This window comes from Nonomuraea sp. NPDC050786 (assembly GCF_040654115.1).
Classification (GTDB): Bacteria; Actinomycetota; Actinomycetes; order Streptosporangiales; family Streptosporangiaceae; genus Nonomuraea.
The window spans coordinates 82654-99024 of record NZ_JBFAHJ010000022.1 but is presented as its reverse complement, the minus strand read 5'-3'; the positions used below and the strand labels follow the sequence as shown (position 1 = coordinate 99024).

Annotated in this window: 16 protein-coding genes; 6 read left to right on the top strand and 10 right to left on the bottom strand. The window is 71.2% G+C overall.

All coding sequences use genetic code 11. From position 1 onward, the window contains the following. Positions 1–157: 157 nt before the first annotated feature. Genes AB0H84_RS33420 through AB0H84_RS33410 form a run of 3 tightly spaced genes read right to left on the bottom strand, consistent with a single transcriptional unit; the run spans position 158 to position 2915 of the window. On the bottom strand, positions 158–913 hold the full coding sequence (locus AB0H84_RS33420; protein WP_357613184.1) for an ATP-binding cassette domain-containing protein: 756 nt from the start codon (positions 911–913) through the stop codon (positions 158–160). Continuing rightward, positions 910–1941, bottom strand: a complete 1032-nt coding sequence (locus AB0H84_RS33415) for an ABC transporter permease (RefSeq protein WP_357613181.1) — start codon at positions 1939–1941, stop codon at positions 910–912. The genes AB0H84_RS33420 and AB0H84_RS33415 overlap by 4 nt, the downstream gene beginning before the upstream one ends. Next, positions 1938–2915 (bottom strand): sugar ABC transporter substrate-binding protein, encoded by a 978-nt coding sequence (locus AB0H84_RS33410; protein ID WP_357613178.1) that lies wholly within the window; start codon positions 2913–2915, stop codon positions 1938–1940. The genes AB0H84_RS33415 and AB0H84_RS33410 overlap by 4 nt, the downstream gene beginning before the upstream one ends. A 117-nt stretch (positions 2916–3032) precedes the next feature. Between AB0H84_RS33410 and AB0H84_RS33405 the strand changes: the two genes are divergently transcribed. Further along, entirely contained in the window at positions 3033–3668 is a 636-nt protein-coding gene (locus tag AB0H84_RS33405; RefSeq protein WP_357613176.1) for a TetR/AcrR family transcriptional regulator, read from the top strand. A gap of 124 nt (positions 3669–3792) precedes the next feature. Here AB0H84_RS33405 and AB0H84_RS33400 read toward each other — a convergent pair whose 3' ends face one another. Together AB0H84_RS33400 and AB0H84_RS33395 are read right to left on the bottom strand one after the other, a co-directional pair. Beyond that, a complete protein-coding gene (locus AB0H84_RS33400) occupies positions 3793–4680 on the bottom strand; it encodes a CoA ester lyase (protein ID WP_357613173.1) in 888 nt (295 codons plus the stop codon). Beyond that, the gene (locus AB0H84_RS33395; protein WP_357613170.1) at positions 4677–5864 is read right to left on the bottom strand and encodes a CoA transferase; all 1188 of its coding nucleotides are present in this window, start codon (positions 5862–5864) and stop codon (positions 4677–4679) included. The genes AB0H84_RS33400 and AB0H84_RS33395 overlap by 4 nt, the downstream gene beginning before the upstream one ends. A gap of 67 nt (positions 5865–5931) precedes the next feature. Between AB0H84_RS33395 and AB0H84_RS33390 the strand changes: the two genes are divergently transcribed. Then, positions 5932–6585, top strand: a complete 654-nt coding sequence (locus AB0H84_RS33390; RefSeq protein ID WP_357613168.1) for a GntR family transcriptional regulator — start codon at positions 5932–5934, stop codon at positions 6583–6585. A gap of 129 nt (positions 6586–6714) precedes the next feature. Further along, complete coding sequence (locus AB0H84_RS33385; protein ID WP_357613164.1) at positions 6715–7416, top strand: HAD family hydrolase; 702 nt, start codon at positions 6715–6717, stop codon at positions 7414–7416. 77 nt (positions 7417–7493) lie between these two features. Here the strand turns inward: AB0H84_RS33385 and AB0H84_RS33380 are convergent, their stop codons facing one another. Together AB0H84_RS33380 and AB0H84_RS33375 are read right to left on the bottom strand one after the other, a co-directional pair. Continuing rightward, complete coding sequence (locus AB0H84_RS33380; protein ID WP_357613162.1) at positions 7494–8267, bottom strand: inositol monophosphatase family protein; 774 nt, start codon at positions 8265–8267, stop codon at positions 7494–7496. Positions 8268–8352: 85 nt separating this feature from the next. Further along, positions 8353–9282 carry an RNA polymerase sigma-70 factor gene (locus tag AB0H84_RS33375; RefSeq protein ID WP_357613159.1) on the bottom strand — a complete coding sequence of 310 codons (930 nt, stop codon included), beginning with the start codon at positions 9280–9282 and terminating at the stop codon, positions 8353–8355. Positions 9283–9453: 171 nt separating this feature from the next. On the opposite strand from AB0H84_RS33375, the gene AB0H84_RS33370 reads away from it, so the two are divergent. Together AB0H84_RS33370 and AB0H84_RS33365 are read left to right on the top strand one after the other, a co-directional pair. Continuing rightward, positions 9454–10794, top strand: coding sequence for an FAD-binding oxidoreductase (locus AB0H84_RS33370; protein WP_357613156.1), 1341 nt, complete (start codon positions 9454–9456; stop codon positions 10792–10794). A 115-nt stretch (positions 10795–10909) separates the two neighbouring features. Then, positions 10910–11650 (top strand): GntR family transcriptional regulator, encoded by a 741-nt coding sequence (locus AB0H84_RS33365; RefSeq protein WP_357613153.1) that lies wholly within the window; start codon positions 10910–10912, stop codon positions 11648–11650. Here the strand turns inward: AB0H84_RS33365 and AB0H84_RS33360 are convergent. From AB0H84_RS33360 to AB0H84_RS33350, 3 genes are all read right to left on the bottom strand, one after another. Further along, positions 11594–12241 carry a DedA family protein gene (locus tag AB0H84_RS33360; protein ID WP_357613150.1) on the bottom strand — a complete coding sequence of 216 codons (648 nt, stop codon included), beginning with the start codon at positions 12239–12241 and terminating at the stop codon, positions 11594–11596. The two genes, AB0H84_RS33365 and AB0H84_RS33360, sit on opposite strands and share 57 nt — an antisense overlap. A 65-nt stretch (positions 12242–12306) precedes the next feature. Further along, positions 12307–13296: an aldo/keto reductase gene (locus AB0H84_RS33355; protein ID WP_357613147.1), complete on the bottom strand. Its 990-nt coding sequence runs from the start codon at positions 13294–13296 to the stop codon at positions 12307–12309. A gap of 84 nt (positions 13297–13380) precedes the next feature. Continuing rightward, on the bottom strand, positions 13381–14238 hold the full coding sequence (locus tag AB0H84_RS33350) for a hypothetical protein (RefSeq protein ID WP_357613145.1): 858 nt from the start codon (positions 14236–14238) through the stop codon (positions 13381–13383). A 238-nt stretch (positions 14239–14476) separates the two neighbouring features. On the opposite strand from AB0H84_RS33350, the gene AB0H84_RS33345 reads away from it, so the two are divergent. Next, on the top strand, positions 14477–16366 hold the full coding sequence (locus AB0H84_RS33345; RefSeq protein ID WP_357613142.1) for a beta-L-arabinofuranosidase domain-containing protein: 1890 nt from the start codon (positions 14477–14479) through the stop codon (positions 16364–16366). The last annotated feature ends 5 nt before the right edge of the window (positions 16367–16371 follow it).

Here is a 16371-nt window from a genome sequence, read left to right as displayed (position 1 = left end):
TAATAACGGTCCCGGAGGCACCGCCGCCGGCGCGTACATCGAGTACGCCCTGATCTGCCGCACGGTGCCCTCCCGGGTGCAGGTACACGTCGAGGGATTTGTGCCTTTTTGTGCCCCCAGTTCACCGCCGGAAATCGTCAAGTTCTGGCCAAGAAGTTCACTCCCGCCGCAGCTCGTGCGCCAGCTCCTCCAGCTCCGCCCCGCCCGCCATCAGGGCGGTCAGCTCCTGCGGGGTGATGTCGCCCCTGCCGTACTCGCCCACGCTGGCGCCCCGGTTGAGCAGCAGGAACCGGTCCCCCACCGGGTAGGCGTGGTGGGGGTTGTGGGTGATGAAGACGACGCCGAGCCCGCGGTCGCGCGCCCTGGCGATGTAGCGCAGCACGACGCCGGCCTGCTTGACGCCGAGCGCGGAGGTGGGCTCGTCGAGGATGAGGACGCGGGCGCCGAAGTGGACGGCCCTGGCGATGGCCACCGACTGCCGCTCGCCGCCGGAGAGCGTGCCGACCGGCTGGTCCACGTCGCGGATGTCGATGCCCATGGCCCGCAGCTCCTCCCGCGCCACGCGGCGCGCCCGCGCCACGTCGAAGGCCAGGCCCTTGCGGGGTTCGGAGCCGAGGAAGAAGTTCCGCCAGACCGACATGAGCGGGATCATCGCCAGGTCCTGGTAGACGGTGGCGATGCCGCGGTCGAGCGCATCGCGGGGGCCGGCGAGGCGTACCTCCTGTCCGTCCACCAGGAGCGTGCCCGCGTCGTGCTGGTGCACCCCGGCGAGGATCTTGATGAGTGTGGACTTGCCCGCGCCGTTGTCGCCGAGCACGCAGGTGACCTCGCCGGCGCGCACGCCCATCGACACCTCGCGCAGCGCCAGCACCGAGCCGAACGTCTTGCCGATGCCCCTGGTCTCGAGGATCAATGCCGCACCTCCTCGGCGTACCGCCGGACCAGGCGGTTGGCCAGCGTCGCCAGCAGCAGCATCGCGCCCAGGAAGAACTTGAACCAGTCGGCGTTCCAGCCCAGGAAGACGATGCCCTTGTCGGCCATGCCGAAGATGACCGCGCCGATGGCCGCCCCGATGGCGGAGCCGTACCCGCCGGTGAGCAGGCAGCCGCCGATGACGGCGGCGATGATGTAGATGAACTCCTGCCCGATGCCGATGTTGGCCTGGACGGACGTGTAGCGCAGCGCCAGGATGGAGCCGACCAGCCAGGCGGCGAACGCGGTGGTCATGAAGAGCGCGATCTTCGTACGGGCGGCGGGCACGCCGACCGCGCGGGCGGCCTGCTCGTTGCCGCCCACCGCGAAGATCCAGTTGCCGGCCTTGGAGCGCATGAGCACCCAGGTGGCCGCGGCGGTCGCCAGGACCCACCACAGGATCGCCACCCGGAACGAGGTGCCGCCGATCTCGACGGTCCCCGCGAAGACCGCGTTCGCGCCCTCGAACCCCGAGGCCCGGCGCAGGCCGCTGACCTGCACGGTCCCGGTGATGGCCTTGGTGACGCCGAGGTTGACGCCTTGGAGCATGAGGAACGTGCCCAGCGTGACGATGAAGCTGGGCAGCCTGGTCCTGGTGACGACCAGGCCGTTGGCGAACCCGATGCCGAGCGCCACGACCAGCCCGACCAGCATGGCCGTCCACACGTCGAACCCGAAGCGGGTGGCCAGCGTGACGAGGATCAGCCCGCTCGTGCCGGTCAGCACGCCCGCCGACAGGTCGAACTCGCCGCCGATCATCAACAGGGCGACCGCGACGGCCATGATGCCGAGCGTGGCGGCCGGGTCGAGCCAGTTCGCGATGCCGGCCGGCGACCGGAACACCGGCGACTGGGCGGCGAAGAAGACGAACACCACGACCAGGCCGACCACCGCGCCCAGCTCGGGCCTGATCAGCAGGCGCCGGGCCAGGCCGACGTCGGCGACCCGCTCGTCGGCCGCGATCGTCATCGCGTGCCCGCCTCGGCCAGCTTGGCCACCTGGTCGGCGTTGTCCTTGGTCACGAAGCCGGGTCCGGTGTTGACGGGCAGCCCGCCACCGACGGTGTTGAGGTTGTCCTTGTACAGGTTGAGGAACGTGATCGGCAGGTAGCCCTGCAGGTACTGCTGCTGGTCCACGGCGAACAGGATCTCCCCGTCCTTGATCGCGGACACCACGTCGGCCGACAGGTCGAACGTGGCCAGCTTGGCCTGCGACCCGGCGTCCTTGACGGCGTCCCTGGCGGCGACCGCGACGGCCGGGTTGAGCGCGAGCACGCCGTTGACCTGCTTGTCCGACTGGAGCTTGGCGGTGACCTTGGAGGTGACGTCGGCCAGGTTGCTCACGTCCACCTGCAGCCGCTCGACCGTGCCGCCCAGCGTCTGCTCGGCGCCCTTGCAGCGCTGGTCGAGGCCGACGTTGCCGGCCTCGTGGATGACGCAGAGCAGCTTGGTGACGCCGGCGGCCTTGAGCTGCTCGCCCGCGCCGCGCCCGGCCACCTCCTCCGACTGGCCGACGTGGGTGATGGCACCGAAGGCCTTGGACGAGTCGGCGCCCGAGTTGATGGTGATGACCGGGATCTTGGCGGTGACGGCCTTGCCGATGGCCTCCTTCAGCGCGTCGGGGTTGGCCATGGAGACCACGATGCCGTCCACCTTCTCGGAGACGGCCTGGTCGATGAGTTGCGACTGCTTGGCGGGGTCGCCGTCGCCCTGGTAGGTGACCTTCACGCCGTACTGCTTGCCCGCGGCCTCGGCGCCGTTCTTGACCACGTCCCAGAAGGAGTCGCCCGGGGAGGCGTGGGTGATGACGGCGTAGGTGGCGCTCGCGGGGGCCGCGGCCGCGGAGCTCGCGGGGGCGCTCTGCGCGCTCTGTCTCCCCGCGGAGGAGCAGCCGGCGACGGTGAGCGCGCCCAGCAGGGCCAGCACGATCGGGGTACGTCTCATAGGACACCTCCAAGACCAACGGGCTCGCCCCGGTTGTATCCCAATATCATCTCTATGTATAGACATGCTGACTTATCACCCGTAGAACGGAACTATACGTTCCGATAGTATGGGGATATGACGAGCGCACCCATGAGTGGCCGCAAGGCGCAGGCGGCCCGCAACGACGAGTTGATCCTGCAGGCGGCGCGGGCCGTCTTCACCGCCGATCCCGGCGCGCCCATCGCCGCCGTGGCCGAGACAGCGGGGGTCGGGATCAGCGCACTCTACCGGCGCTACCCCAGCAAGGAGGCGCTGCTGCAGAAGCTCTGCGGCGACGGCCTCAAGCTCTACATCGAGGTCGCCCAGCGGTCGCTGGCCGACGACGGCGACCCCTGGGAGGCGTTCGCCGGCTACATGCGCGGCATCGTCGACGCCGACACCAATTCACTGACGATCAAGCTGGCGGGCACGTTCACGCCGACCGAGGAGCTGGGCCGCGACGCGGTCAGGGCCTCGGAGCTGGCCACCGAGGTCCACCACCGTGCCGTGGCGGCCGGCGTGCTGCGGCCGGACGTGACGGTGGCGGACATCGCGCTGCTGTTCGAGCAGATGGCCTCGATCAAGCTCGGCGGCGAGGAGCGCACCTCCCAGCTGCGCCACCGTTACCTGGCGCTGGTGCTGGACTCGCTGCGGATCCCACCGGCCCACCGGGACCTGCCGGGGCCCGCGCCGGTGGACGAGGAGCTGTCGGTCCGCTGGTACCCGTCCTAGTCCTCGCCCGCCTGCCACCGCCGTTCCAGACAACGATGATCGCGATGTGGGCGATGAGCGCCCATACGGCGATTCCCATGGCGAAATGACCTCCCATGGGGAAAGGGGTGGGGTGGTTCGGCGGCTATGGGGCGCTCGCGGGCCGCTCGGCCAGGCGGTGGGCCAGGGCGAGTGTGCGGCGGGCTCTGGCGACGATGGGGGCGTCCACGAAGCGCCCGTCGGGCAGGGCGACCGCGCCGGCGCCCGATCGCTCGGCCTGTTCGGCCGCCTCGACGATCTCGGCCGCCCTGGCCGCCTCCTCCTCGGAGGGGCGGAACGCGCGCCGGATCACCGGGATCTGGCGAGGGTGGATCGCGGTCCTGCCGAACAGGCCGAGCGCGCGACCCGCCAGGCAGGAGGCGAGGAGCCCGGCCTCGTCCTTGACGTTCGGGAAGACGGACATGGGCACCGGCGGCAGTCCGGCCGCGGCGGCGGCGAGGACCACCTGGAGCCTGAGATGGTCCATGGCCCGCTCGTCCGTGACGGCCAGCTCGGCGGCGAGGTCCTGCTCGCCGAGCGCGACGCCGGCCACCTTGGGGTGCGCCGCGATCTCCCGGGCCGCCACGATCCCGGCCGCCGACTCCAGCAGCGCGTACGCGGGGGCGCCGGTGATCGCGTCGAGCACGGCGGCCGACTCGACCTTGGGCAGCCGCACGCCGTCGGCGAGGTCCCCGACGGCCTCGAGGTCGGCCCGCCCGCGCTCGGTGCCCAGGTCGTTGATCCGCACATGCACCCGCGTCACCGCACCATCGCCCGGCCCATGAGGGCCCTCACCCATGGCGCCCTCAGGACGCGGATCGGCGCGGCGGGCGCGCAGGTAGGCGACGGCGTTGGCGCGGGCCTCGTCCTTGCGGGCGGGCGCGACCGCGTCCTCCAGGTCGACGATGACCACGTCCGCGCCGGAGGCGACGGCCTTGTCGAACCGCTCGGGCCGGTCACCGGGCACGTACAGCCAGGTCACGGGGACGTTCACGCGATCACCCCGGCCTCGCGCAGGGCGGCGATCCGCTCGTCCGGGTAGTCGAGCTCGCCGAGCACCTCGTCGGTGTCGCGCCCGAGCCGCCGCCCCGGCCAGCGGATCTCGCCGGGCGTGTCCGACAGGCGGAAGAAGACGTTCTGCATGGTGAGCGAGCCGAGCTCCTCGTCCGGCACCTCCTGGAACGTCCCGAGCGCCGCGTACTGCGGGTCCTCGGCGATGTCGGTGACGTCGTAGATGGGCGCGACGGCGGCCTGCACCTCCTCGAAGCGGGCGATGACCTCCTCGGCGTCCCGCTCGGCGATCCAGGAGGCGACCGCCTCGTCCAGCTCGTCCACGTGCTGCACGCGCCCGTGCCCGCTGGCGAACCACGGCTGCTCGACCAGGTCGGGCCGCCCCACCAGGGTGATCACCCGCTCGGCGATGGGCTGGGCGCTGGTGGAGATGGTCAGCCACCGCCCGTCGCGGGTCCGGTACGTGTTGCGCGGCGCGTTGCTGCTGGACCGGTTGCCGGTCCGCCGGGGCACGGCCCCGAGCGCCTTGTACGCGGTCATCTGCGGCCCGAGCAGGCCCATGATGGGCTCGATGATCGCCAGGTCGATGACCTGGCCGCGTCCGGTCCGCTCACGGGCGCGCAGGGCCACCATGATCGCGTACGACATGGCGAGGCCCGCGATGCCGTCGGCCAGGGCCAGCGGCGGCAGCGTGGGCGGCCCGTCGGGCTCCCCGGTCATGGCCGCGAAGCCGCTCATGGCCTCGGCCAGCGTCCCGAACCCCGGCTGCCTGGCCATCGGCCCGAACTGCCCGAACCCGGTCATCCTCGCCACGATCAGCCGCGGGTTGAGCTTGAGCAGGTCTTCCGGGGCCAGGTTCCACCGCTCCAGGGTGCCGGGGCGGAAGTTCTCGATCAGCACGTCGGACCGCTCGGCCAGGCGGCGCAGGATCTCCTGCCCTTCGGCGTGCGACAGGTCCACGGCCGCGGTGCGCTTGTTGCGTGAGAGCGTCTTCCACCACAGCCCCACCCCGTTCAGGGAGGCGCCGTGCCCGCGCGAGGGGTCGCCGCGCCGGGGGTGCTCGATTTTGATCACGTCGGCGCCGAAGTCGCCCAGCATCATCGCGGCGGAGGGACCGGCGAACAGCGTCGCCGCGTCGATGACCCGCAGGTCGGCGAGGCTCGTCATGGGTATGTAACTTATAAGAAATATGTCATAGGTCAACCAGCCGACGATCTGCGAGACACTTGTCGTCATGTCGCCCACGGAGCCGCGGCCGCCCATGAGCAAGGCCGAGTACGTCTACAGCGTGCTGCTCGACGAGATCCGTACCGCGCGGATCCCGGGCGGCACGGCGCTGCGGGCCGGGGAGGTGGCCCGCCGGCTGGGCGTCTCGGTCACGCCCGTGCGCGAGGCGCTGCGCAGGCTGGAGAAGGACCGGCTGATCAGCTACGAGGCGCATCGCGGCGCGACCGTCGTGGACCTCGGCGACGAGGCCCTGACCGAGTACTACGGCCTGCGCGCGGTGGTCGAGGGCCTGGGGGCGCGCCTGGCGGCGGAGAAGATCACCCCCGAGGAGCTGGCCGGGCTGCGCGAGCTGCACGCCTCCATGGCCGACGACGCCGCGCACGGCAGGCGTGACCGGCTCGGCGACCAGAGCAGGCGATTCCACCTGCGCATCGTGGACATCGGCGGCCCCGCCTTCCTGGGCGCGCACGCCAGGTCGGTGCGCAACAGCTTCCCCGTGCCCGCCGAGGCGTCGCTGTGGCTGGACGACACCCAGGTCAAGGCCCAGCTCGAGGCGCACGAAGGCATCCTGGCCGCCCTGGAGTCCGGCGACGCCGAGACCGCCGAACGCATCATGATCGACCATGTGCGACGGGCCGGGGACTTCCGCAGGCAGCACTGACCCCCGGGCCTCCGCCGTGGGCGTGGAGCCGCTTTCTCCTAAGATGAACGGCATGTCCCCTCCCCACCGGAGCCTCGCCGACGGCCGCCGCCGTGGGAGGGCTCCCGAGATCACTGCTGGAGGCCCGCGGTGACAGCGGCCCTGCCGGGCATCAAGGGCGTGCTGTTCGACCTGGACGACACGCTGCTCGACCACCGGGGCGCCGCCGACGCCGCGATCGTCGCCTGGGTGTCGGCGCACTCGCCCGGCCACCCGCGGCTGGACGAGGTGGCCGTGCTCTGGGCCGGGCTGGAGGGGCCGTACCTGGCGATGTGGCACGCGGGCACCTGCTCGCTGCAGGAGCAGCGGCGGCTCCGCCTGCGCGCGCTCTGCCAGGAGCTGGCCGTGCCGGCCCCCGTTGATCTGGATGTGGCCTACGCGGACTTCTCCGAGCGCTACCGGCAGAACTGGACGGCCCACCACGACGTGGCGCAGGCGCTGGCGGAGCTGGACGGACTCGTCCTCGGGGTGCTGACGAACGGGACGCAGCGGTTGCAGGAGGCGAAGGTCCGCGCGATCGGGCTGGCCGGGCTGGTCGGGCCGGTGCTGACGGGCGAGGTGCTGGGCGGCCACTTCAAGCCGTCGCCCGCCGCGTACACGGGCGCGGCGGCGGCGCTCGGGCTGGCGCCAGAAGAGGTGCTGCTGGTGGGCGACGACGTGGACAAGGACGTGACGGGGCCGGCGCCGACCGGGATGCGGTCGGTCTGGCTCGACCGGCTCGGCGTCGAGCCGCCGCCCGCCGGCTTCCCGCGCATCACCACGCTGACCGACCTGCCCCCGCTCATCCGCTGACCCCGACGCCTCCCGACTCCAGGCACCTCCCCACTCCAGGCGCCTCCTACCGGGGCGTGCTCACCCCAGGCACCGCCTCATCTGGGCGCCACCTCGGCCAGCACCGAGCCGTCCAGGTCGAAGCCGCCCACATGGGCGAGATAGTCACCCTGGGCCAGCGGATCGCCGAGGTACACGCCACCGGCCTGGCGCACCAGCAGCGCACCCGCCGCCACGTCCCAGGGATGGGCCCGGGTGCCGTACGCGGCGTCCGACCAGCCCGCGGCCACGTGCGCGAGCTTGAGCGCGGCGCTGCCCGGCCGGCGCACGGCGGAGAACGACGTCAGGAACCGCCCGTAGCGCCCGAGCGCCGCCTCCGCGTCCACCTCCATGTCGCGGGCCGTCGGATAGCTCGTCAGCAGCATCGCCTCCCGGTCTCTCGAGGCTCCCACGCTGCGCAGTGGCGTGCCGTTGCACCAGGCGCCCTCGGTGGTGGCGCTGAACTCGTCCTCCCGTACGGGGTCGTACACCACGCCGGCCACCAGCTCGCCGCGCACGGCGGCGGCGATGGACACGCAGAAGAACGGCAGCCCGGTGGCGAAGTTCGCGGTGCCGTCAATGGGGTCGACGTACCAGACGAGGTCGCCGGAGCCGGTCGAGCCGCCCTCCTCGCCGACGATCGCACTCTCGGGCAGGCGGGTGGTGATGATCGCGCGGATGGTCTCCTCCGCGGCCCGGTCGTGCTCGGTCACGGGGTCGTGGAAGTCGATCTTGGTGGCCACGTCGGGCCGCGATCTGAACGCCTTGCGCAGCCGCGGGCCGACGGCTCTGGCCGCCTCGGTGGCGATGTCGAGCAGGTGTGTCGCGTCCATGTCTTCTCCAGCACAGGATCCAGCAGATCGTGAAGTCATCAGGACCCTCTATGCCCACGCCCGCGCCCACGCACCGTCCCGGGGCTCAGCGGTGCAGGGCGGTCTCCCGTCCCATGTGCGACAGCTTCTCGGGATTGCGTACGGCGTAGAGCCCGGCGATGAGACCGTCCTCGATGCGGACCGCCACGACGGTGTCGATCTCGCCGTCGAGCCGGACGATCAGCGCCGGATGGCCGTTGACCTGTGCCGTCAGCAGCGACGCCACGTCGGGGATCCGGCCCAGCACCTCGGCCACCCGGTCGGCTCCCGCGACGGGCGTCAGCGCGGCATGCTTGATCCCGCCGCCGTCGGTCAGCAGGACGACGTCCGGCGCGAGGACGTCGAGCAGGCGTTGCAGGTCGCCCGTTTCGATCGCCCGCTGGAACGCCGTGAGCGCGTCGCGGGTCTCGGCCGGGGAGACGACCCCGCGCGGCCGGCGCGCGGCGACATGCGCCCGAGCCCGGTGGGCGATCTGGCGGACCGCGGCCGGGCTCTTGCCGACGGCCTCGGCGATCTCGTCGTACTCCAGGCCGAACACCTCGCGCAGCACGAACACCGCCCGCTCGGTCGGCCCAAGCGTCTCCATCACCAGCAGCATCGCCATCGAGACGCTGTCGGCCAGCTCGACGTCCTCGGCCACGTCGGGCGTGGTCAGCAGCGGCTCGGGCAGCCACGGCCCGACATAGGACTCCTTGCGCCGGCCCAGCGTCCGCAGCCGGCTCAGCGCCTGCCGGGTGACGATCCGCACCAGGTAGGCACGCTGCTCCCGCACCGCGTCGAGGTCGACGCCCGCCCACCGCAGCCAGGCCTCCTGCAGGACGTCCTCGGCGTCGGCGGCCGAGCCGAGCATCTCGTAGGCGACGGTGAACAGCAGGTTGCGGTGGGCGACGAACGCCTCGGTGGCGGAGTCCACGCGGTCGTCCCCTTCCCTGCCCCCGCCGTGATCTTCGGGCGTGGTCTGCGACGTACCGGCCATTGACGGCTCCACTTCACTCTCGACTGTGTCACCCATCAGATGCCGGACCCCGCCGTTCTGTGACACCGAGACGGTAGTCGATCCCGGCCTTCCGCCGGTGACACTCCTGCCTGTGGCGCACATCACAGGATGACGCCGTCACAAATGCCGGCCCGCCGGCGTCGAGTGGTCATGAGTTCGACACTGGAAACCCTTCGCCGCGACTTCGGCGGCGACATCATCGAGCCGGGCGCAGCGGAGTACGAATCGGCCAGCCGCTCGGTGCTGGCCTCGGGCAGCCCGGCCTATGTCCTGCGGCCCAAGAGCGTCGTGGACGTGCGAGCGGCTGTCGGATTCGCCGCGGACGCGGGGCTCGCGCTCTCCGTGCGCGGCGGCGGCCATGCCTTCGCGGGCTTCGGCACCAACGACGGCGGCGTTGTGATCGACCTCAGCCTGCTCGCGACCGTGGAGATCGTCGACAAGGAGCGCCACCTCGTACGGATCGGCGGCGGCGCCACCTGGGGTCAGGTCGCGGCCGCCCTGGCCCCGCACGGCCTGGCGATCTCCTCGGGCGACACCAGGGGCGTGGGTGTCGGCGGGCTGACGTTGAGCGGCGGCATCGGCTGGAAGGTCAGGAAGTACGGCCTGGCCCTGGACAGCGTGGTCGCCGCGGAGGTGGTCACCGCCGGCGGGGAGGTCGTGCGGGCGAGCGCCGAGGAGAACCCGGAGCTGTTCTGGGCGATCCGCGGTGGCGGCGGCAATTTCGGGATCGTGACCGCCTTCGAGTTCGCGGCGCACCCGACGACGGACGTCTTCTTCGGCAAGATCGCCTTCCCGGCATCGGAGGCGGCCGGCGTGCTCCAGGGATGGGCGGAGTACCTGCGTACCGCCCCGGAAGAGCTCACCTCCATCGTGAGCTTCGCCAATCCCTTCGCCGGCGGGCCCGAGGCGCCGGTCGAGATCCAGGTCGCCTTCGACGGCGACGACCCGGAGCTCGCGGCCGAGGCGATCGACCCGATCCGCCGGCTCGGCACGGTGATCGACGACGACGTCGCGCTGAAGCCCTATGCGGAGGTGCTGGTGGACGGGTTGGTCCCGCCGCCCGGCATCCGGTTGCTCACCCGGAGCGCATTCGTCGGCAGGGAGTCGGTGCCGGAGGTCCTGCGCATCCTTGCCGAGGTCGGGACGTCGCAGGGGTCGCCGGCCATCTCCGTCCGCAGCGTCGGCGGCGCGGTGTCCCGCATCGCCGGCGACGCCACCGCCTACGCGCATCGCCGGGCGGAGCTGATGTTCATGACGACCACTCTGGGTCCCCAGCCGGTCGTCGAGGCCGCCCGCCCCGCGCTGGAAGCGATCTGGGGAAGGCTCGCACCGCACGTCGACGGCGCGTACGCCAACTTCCTCTCCTCCGCCGCCGACGAGGATGTCGCCGCGATCTATCCGGCGCAGACCTATGAGCGGCTCGCGGCGGTCAAGCGCCAGTACGACCCCGGCAACCTGTTCGCCGGCAACCACAACGTCCGGCCTCAGTAGGGCGCACGGCCCCCACCCCCGGGGCGGGTGCCCCGGGGGTCCGGAGAAGTACGGCGGGATATCTGCTGCTCGGATCATTTGTCAGGACATTCTGACCTGGGCTAAGCTGATCAGCATGACCGCGAACCTGGCCATCGACCTGGATCGATCCAGCCCAGTGCCGCTCTACTTCCAGGTGGCCGAGCAGATCGCCGAGGCGATCCGGCGAGGGGACCTGGCGCCCGGCTCCCGGCTGGACAACGAGATCCTGCTGGCCGACAAGCTGGGCCTGTCGCGGCCGACGATCCGCCAGGCCATCCAGTATCTGGTGGACAAGGGCCTGCTGGTGCGCAAGCGCGGTGTGGGCACGCAGGTCGTGCACGGGCAGGTCAAGCGCTCGGTGGAGCTGACCAGCCTCTACGACGACCTGCGCCGGGCGGGCCAGGAGCCGGCCACGCAGGTGCTGGCGCTGGAGCCGCGTCCGGTCCAGGAGGAGGTCGCCCCCATTCTGGGCGTGGAGCCGGGCACCGAGGTCCTCTACCTCGAGCGGCTGCGGTTCGCGGCCGGGGAGCCGCTGGCGGTGCTGCACAACTGGCTGCCGCTCGGCCTGGCCCAGCTGAGCTCCGCCGACCTGGAGGGCCGCGGCCTCTACGAGCTGCTGCGCGCCGCGGGCGTGCGGATGCGGGTGGCCAACCAGCGCATCGGCGCGCGGGCCGCGACCCAGGCCGAGGCCAGGCTCCTGGAGGAGCGCCGCGGCGCGCCGCTGCTCACGATGGTCCGCACCACGTACGACGACCAGGGCAGGGCCGTCGAGCACGGCTCACACGTCTACCGGGCCTCGCACTACTCCCTCGAGGTCACCCTCATCGAGCGCTGAGGCGGCCCGCCGCTTGAGGTAGAGCGTGGTGCAGATCCCGAACACCACGGCCACCGCGAGCCCCACCCAGGAGAAGCCCTTCAGCCACTTCTCGGCGACGAGCCCGAGATAGAAGATCACCGTGGTGGTGCCGCCCGCCCACACGATCCCGCCGAGCACATTGGCGACGGCGAACTTCCAGTACGGCATGCGCAGCGCCCCCGCCAGCGGTCCGGCCAGGATGCGCAGCAGTGCGATGAACCGGCCGACGAAGACCGCCCACACGCCGAACCGCTGGAAGTACCGCTCGGCCCTGGCCACGTGCCGCGGGCCGAAGTGCTTGGGGAAGCGCCGCCCGAGCCGCGCGAACAGCGGCGCGCCCCCCTTACGCCCGATCGCGTACCCGGCCGAGTCGCCCACGATCGCCCCGGCACTCGCGCACACGCCCACCCAGAGCGGGTGCACCACGCCCTTGGAGGCCAGAATCGCGGCGCTGACCAGCACGATCTCGCCCGGCAGCGGGATGCCGAGGCTCTCGAGCCCGATCACGAGCGCGACCATGGCGTAGATCCATCCGGCCGGGACCGCCTCCAACCACACGTCGATATGCACGCGCGCAACCCTAGCGCCGCCACATCACCACAAGGACCGCCATTGAGACCTTCCGCACCGGATGGTCAGCGTTCACTGTCGAGCATGGCCAGCTGCGCCTCGCCGTAGCGCTCGCCCGCGGCCGCCCCCGCGGGCACGGCGGCCTCGATCGCGGCCAGCTCCTCCGCCGTCAGCGCGACGTCCAGAGCCCCGAGCGCCTCGGCCAGCCGCTCGCGCCGCCGCGCCCCGACGAGCGGGACGATGTCGTCGCCCTGGGCCAGCACCCAGGCGATGGCCAGCTGCGCCACCGTGACCCCCTTGGCCTCGGCCAGCGTGCGGAGCGCATCCACCAGTGTCAGGTTGTGCGCGAGGTTGTCGCCGGAGAAGCGCGGGCTGACGGCGCGGAAGTCCCCCTTGCCCAGCTCGCGCTCCTTGGACCAGTGACCGCTGAGCAGGCCCCTGGACAGCACGCCGTACGCGGTGACCGCGACGCCGAGCTCGCGGCAGGCGGGCAGGATGTCCCGCTCGATCCCCCTGGACAGCAGGGAGTATTCGAGCTGCACGTCGGCGATCGGATGAACGGCGTTGGCCCGCCGGATGGTCTCCGCCCCGGCCTCGGACAGCCCGATGTGGCGGACGTGCCCCTTCCGGACCTCCTCGGCGATGGCCCCGACGGTCTCCTCGATGGGCACGTCCGGGTCCACCCGGGCGATCCGGTAGACGTCCACGTGGTCGGTGTCGAGGCGGCGCAGGGTGTAGGCGAGCGAGGTCTTGACGGCCGCCGGCCGGCCGTCATAGCCGAGCCAGTTGCCGTCGTAGTCGCGCTGCGCGCCGAACTTCACGCTGATCGTCACGTCGTCGCGCGAGCGGCTCTTGAGCGCCTCGCGGATGAGCAGCTCGTTGTGGCCCATTCCGTAGAAGTCGCCCGTGTCGAGCAGCGTGATGCCGGCGTCGAGAGCGGCGTGGATGGTGGCGACGGACTCGGACGCGTCGGCCGGCCCGTACAGGTCCGACATTCCCATGCAACCCAGCCCGAGGTCGGAGACGACCGGGCCGCCGGTTCCCAAAGTTCTCATGGGGCCAGCATGCCACATTGGAACTGACAGATTTCAATTTTTGTCAGTCGTCGCCACTCTGAGCGATCGACCTCCTGCGCAGGGTCACAGCGGCCTCAGGGTGTTGTCCCAGAAGTTGTCCTGCACGACGGCGGCTTTACGGCAGTCGGTCCACGCCCCATACGCACCGCTCTTGAGGGAGAAATTGCGCCCGAACCGATTTCCGATGACGCGGTAGTCGCGGCTGTGGTCGCGCGGGCAATACAGCGTGTACGCGCCCCCGGCGAGCAGGTTGTTCTCGACGAGCACGTTGGAATTGTTCGTGGGATGGCTGATGATCGCCGAGGTGCCGCCGGGCGCGTAAATGGTGTTGTGGATGATCCGGATATTGGAGCCGCCCGCGAGCTGAATGCCGTCGGCGTGCCCGGTGGCGCCTTCGTACAGGTCGTGGATGTAGGAATCGGCGACGGTAGTGGTGTCGTCGATGTCGAAACCGTTCTCGCACCCGTGGATGTTCAGCCGCCTGGCGGCCATCCCGTAGGAGCCGACGCCGGTGGTGTTGTGGTTGCGGCAGTCCACCTCGACGTCCTCGAGCAGCAGGCCGCCGCCCTTGTAGGACTCGACGAAGCTGCCGATGGCGTAGTAGCCGGTGCACGTGACCTTGGAGCGGCGGATGGTCACGTTCGGCGCTTTGACCTCGACGCAGCCCCTGATGTCCTTGCCGTCGACGACCGCGCCCGCCTTGGTGATGGAGAGATCGCCCTTCACCACCGTCAATTTCGTACCGGCCGGAACGCCGGTGTTGGTCGCGTCGGGATATCCGCATCTGGCGGGTGATATCGCGCAGCCGGCCTGCCGTGGGCTCGTATTCGGCGGGGCAGCCTGCGCATTCGCGGTGGCGCCGAGATTCGCGGCGGCGATGATCAGAACAATGGCGGCGGCGGGTCGTAAGTCGAGGGGCATGATCGGCTCCGGTGAAGGCGAACAGCGGGGATGTCGCACACCATAGAACGCATCCATCTCAATGGGCTCGAAAACGCGGCTTTTCATCTGACAGGCGGGTCGCCACCCACCTCCGGCCAGCACCCTTAGATGGTTTCGGTCCTGTTACGTTCGCGGGAAGCCCCATCCGTAACCCTTGGCAACAGGGCGCCCCGGCCCCTAGGGTGCAGTGCAATGCCACACATTACTGGGATGGTTCATGACGTCTAAGCAGGTCAAGCCCCTGGCCGGTGCCGTACGCACCGCGTCGGGGGCCGTGCGGCCGGTGTCCGGGGTGCGCATCACCGGCGGTCTGCTCCACCACTGGCAGCGTCGCAACAGCACGGCCACGATCCCGCACACCATCGATCAGCTCCGCGCCGCGGGCAACGTGGCGAACCTGAGCCGCCTGCTGGAGGACGACCCCGCCCCCTACCGGGGCCGGTATCCGTTCCTGGACACCGACCTGTACAAGACCCTGGAGGGCCTGGCGTACGAGCTGGGCGACGGCGACACCGCCACCAGGGAGTTCTTCGACGAGGTCGTCGGCCTCCTCGAACAGGTCCAGGCCCAGGACGGCTACCTCAACTCCTTCTTCCAGGACCCGGCCTCGTCCAAGCAGCCGTGGGAGGACCTGACCTGGGGGCACGAGCTCTACAACCTCGGCCACCTCATCCAGGCCGCCGTCGCCGCCAACCGGCGGATGGGCGACGACCGGCTGCTGCGCGTGGCGGTGCGCTTCGCCGACCTGGTGCTGGACAGGTTCCGCGACCGGGGCGTCTGCGGGCATCCCGAGGTGGAGATGGCCCTGGTCGAGCTGTTCAGGGAGACGGGCGAGCGCGGCTACCTGGCCATGGCGGCGGCCTTCGTCGACCGCAGGGGCACGGGGCAGCTCGAGCACCGCACCTTCTCCGGCGAGTACTTCCAGGATCACGTGCCCTTCCGCGAGCTGCCGTCGGTGACCGGGCACGCCGTGCGCATGGCGTACCTGGCGGCGGGCGCGACCGACGTCCTCCTGGAGACCGGTGACCGGTCGCTGCTGGAGGCGCTGGAGCGGCTCTGGGACGACATGGTGGCGACCAAGCTGTACGTCACCGGCGGCCTGGGCAGCCGGCACTCCGACGAGGCGATCGGCGACAGGTACGAGCTGCCGTCCGAGCGGGCCTACAGCGAGACCTGCGCGGCCATCGCCGTGATGCAGTGGGCCTGGCGGATGTTCCTGGCCACCGGCGGCGCGAAATACCTCGACGTGTTCGAGCGCGTGCTCTACAACGCCTACGCCGTGGGCCTGTCGGCGGACGGCAGGGCGTTCTTCTACGACAACCCGCTCCAGCGCCGCCCCGACCACGAGCAGCGCAGCGGCGCGGAGCCGGACGGCGAGCCGCTGCGGCGCGCGTGGTTCGGCTGCCCGTGCTGCCCGCCGAACATCGTCCGCTGGATGGCCCAGCTCGCCGACTACGTGGCGGCCGAGCGGGACGGCGCCGTGCTGGTCGCCGCCTACACCGAGGCCACGATCCGGACCGACGAGCTGGACCTGGCGATGGAGAGCGCCTACCCGTGGGACGGCGACGTGCGCATCGCCGTCGAGCGGGCCCCCGACCGCCCGTACGACCTGGTGCTGCGGATCCCCGGCTGGGCCAGGGACGTGACGATCACCGTCAACGGCGAGCCCTGCGACGCGCGGGCGTCGGGCGGCTGGGTCACCCTGCACCGCGCATGGTCGGCGGGCGACGAGGTACGCCTCACCCTGCCCATGCCGGTCAGGGCACACGGCTCCCACCCCTACCTCGACGCCACCAGAGGCGCGGCCGCCCTGGCCCGCGGGCCGCTGGTCTACTGCGTCGAGCAGCACGACAGCCCCCAGGCCCCGGTCGACGACCTGGTGGTCGGGGCCCGTGACGCTGTCAGCGCGTACATCGAGCGGCGGGACGAGACCGTCGTGCTGCGCGTGGACGCCGGCGCGGCGCCCCCGCCCTCCGCCGAGCTCTACCCCGAGCTCCCTCTTGACGACGCGCTCCCGGAGATGAGGGTCGCGGCGACCTTCGTCCCCTACTTCCTGTGGGGCAACCGCGGACCCCAAGCCATGCGGGTCTGGGTCAGGACCCCCTGAACCAA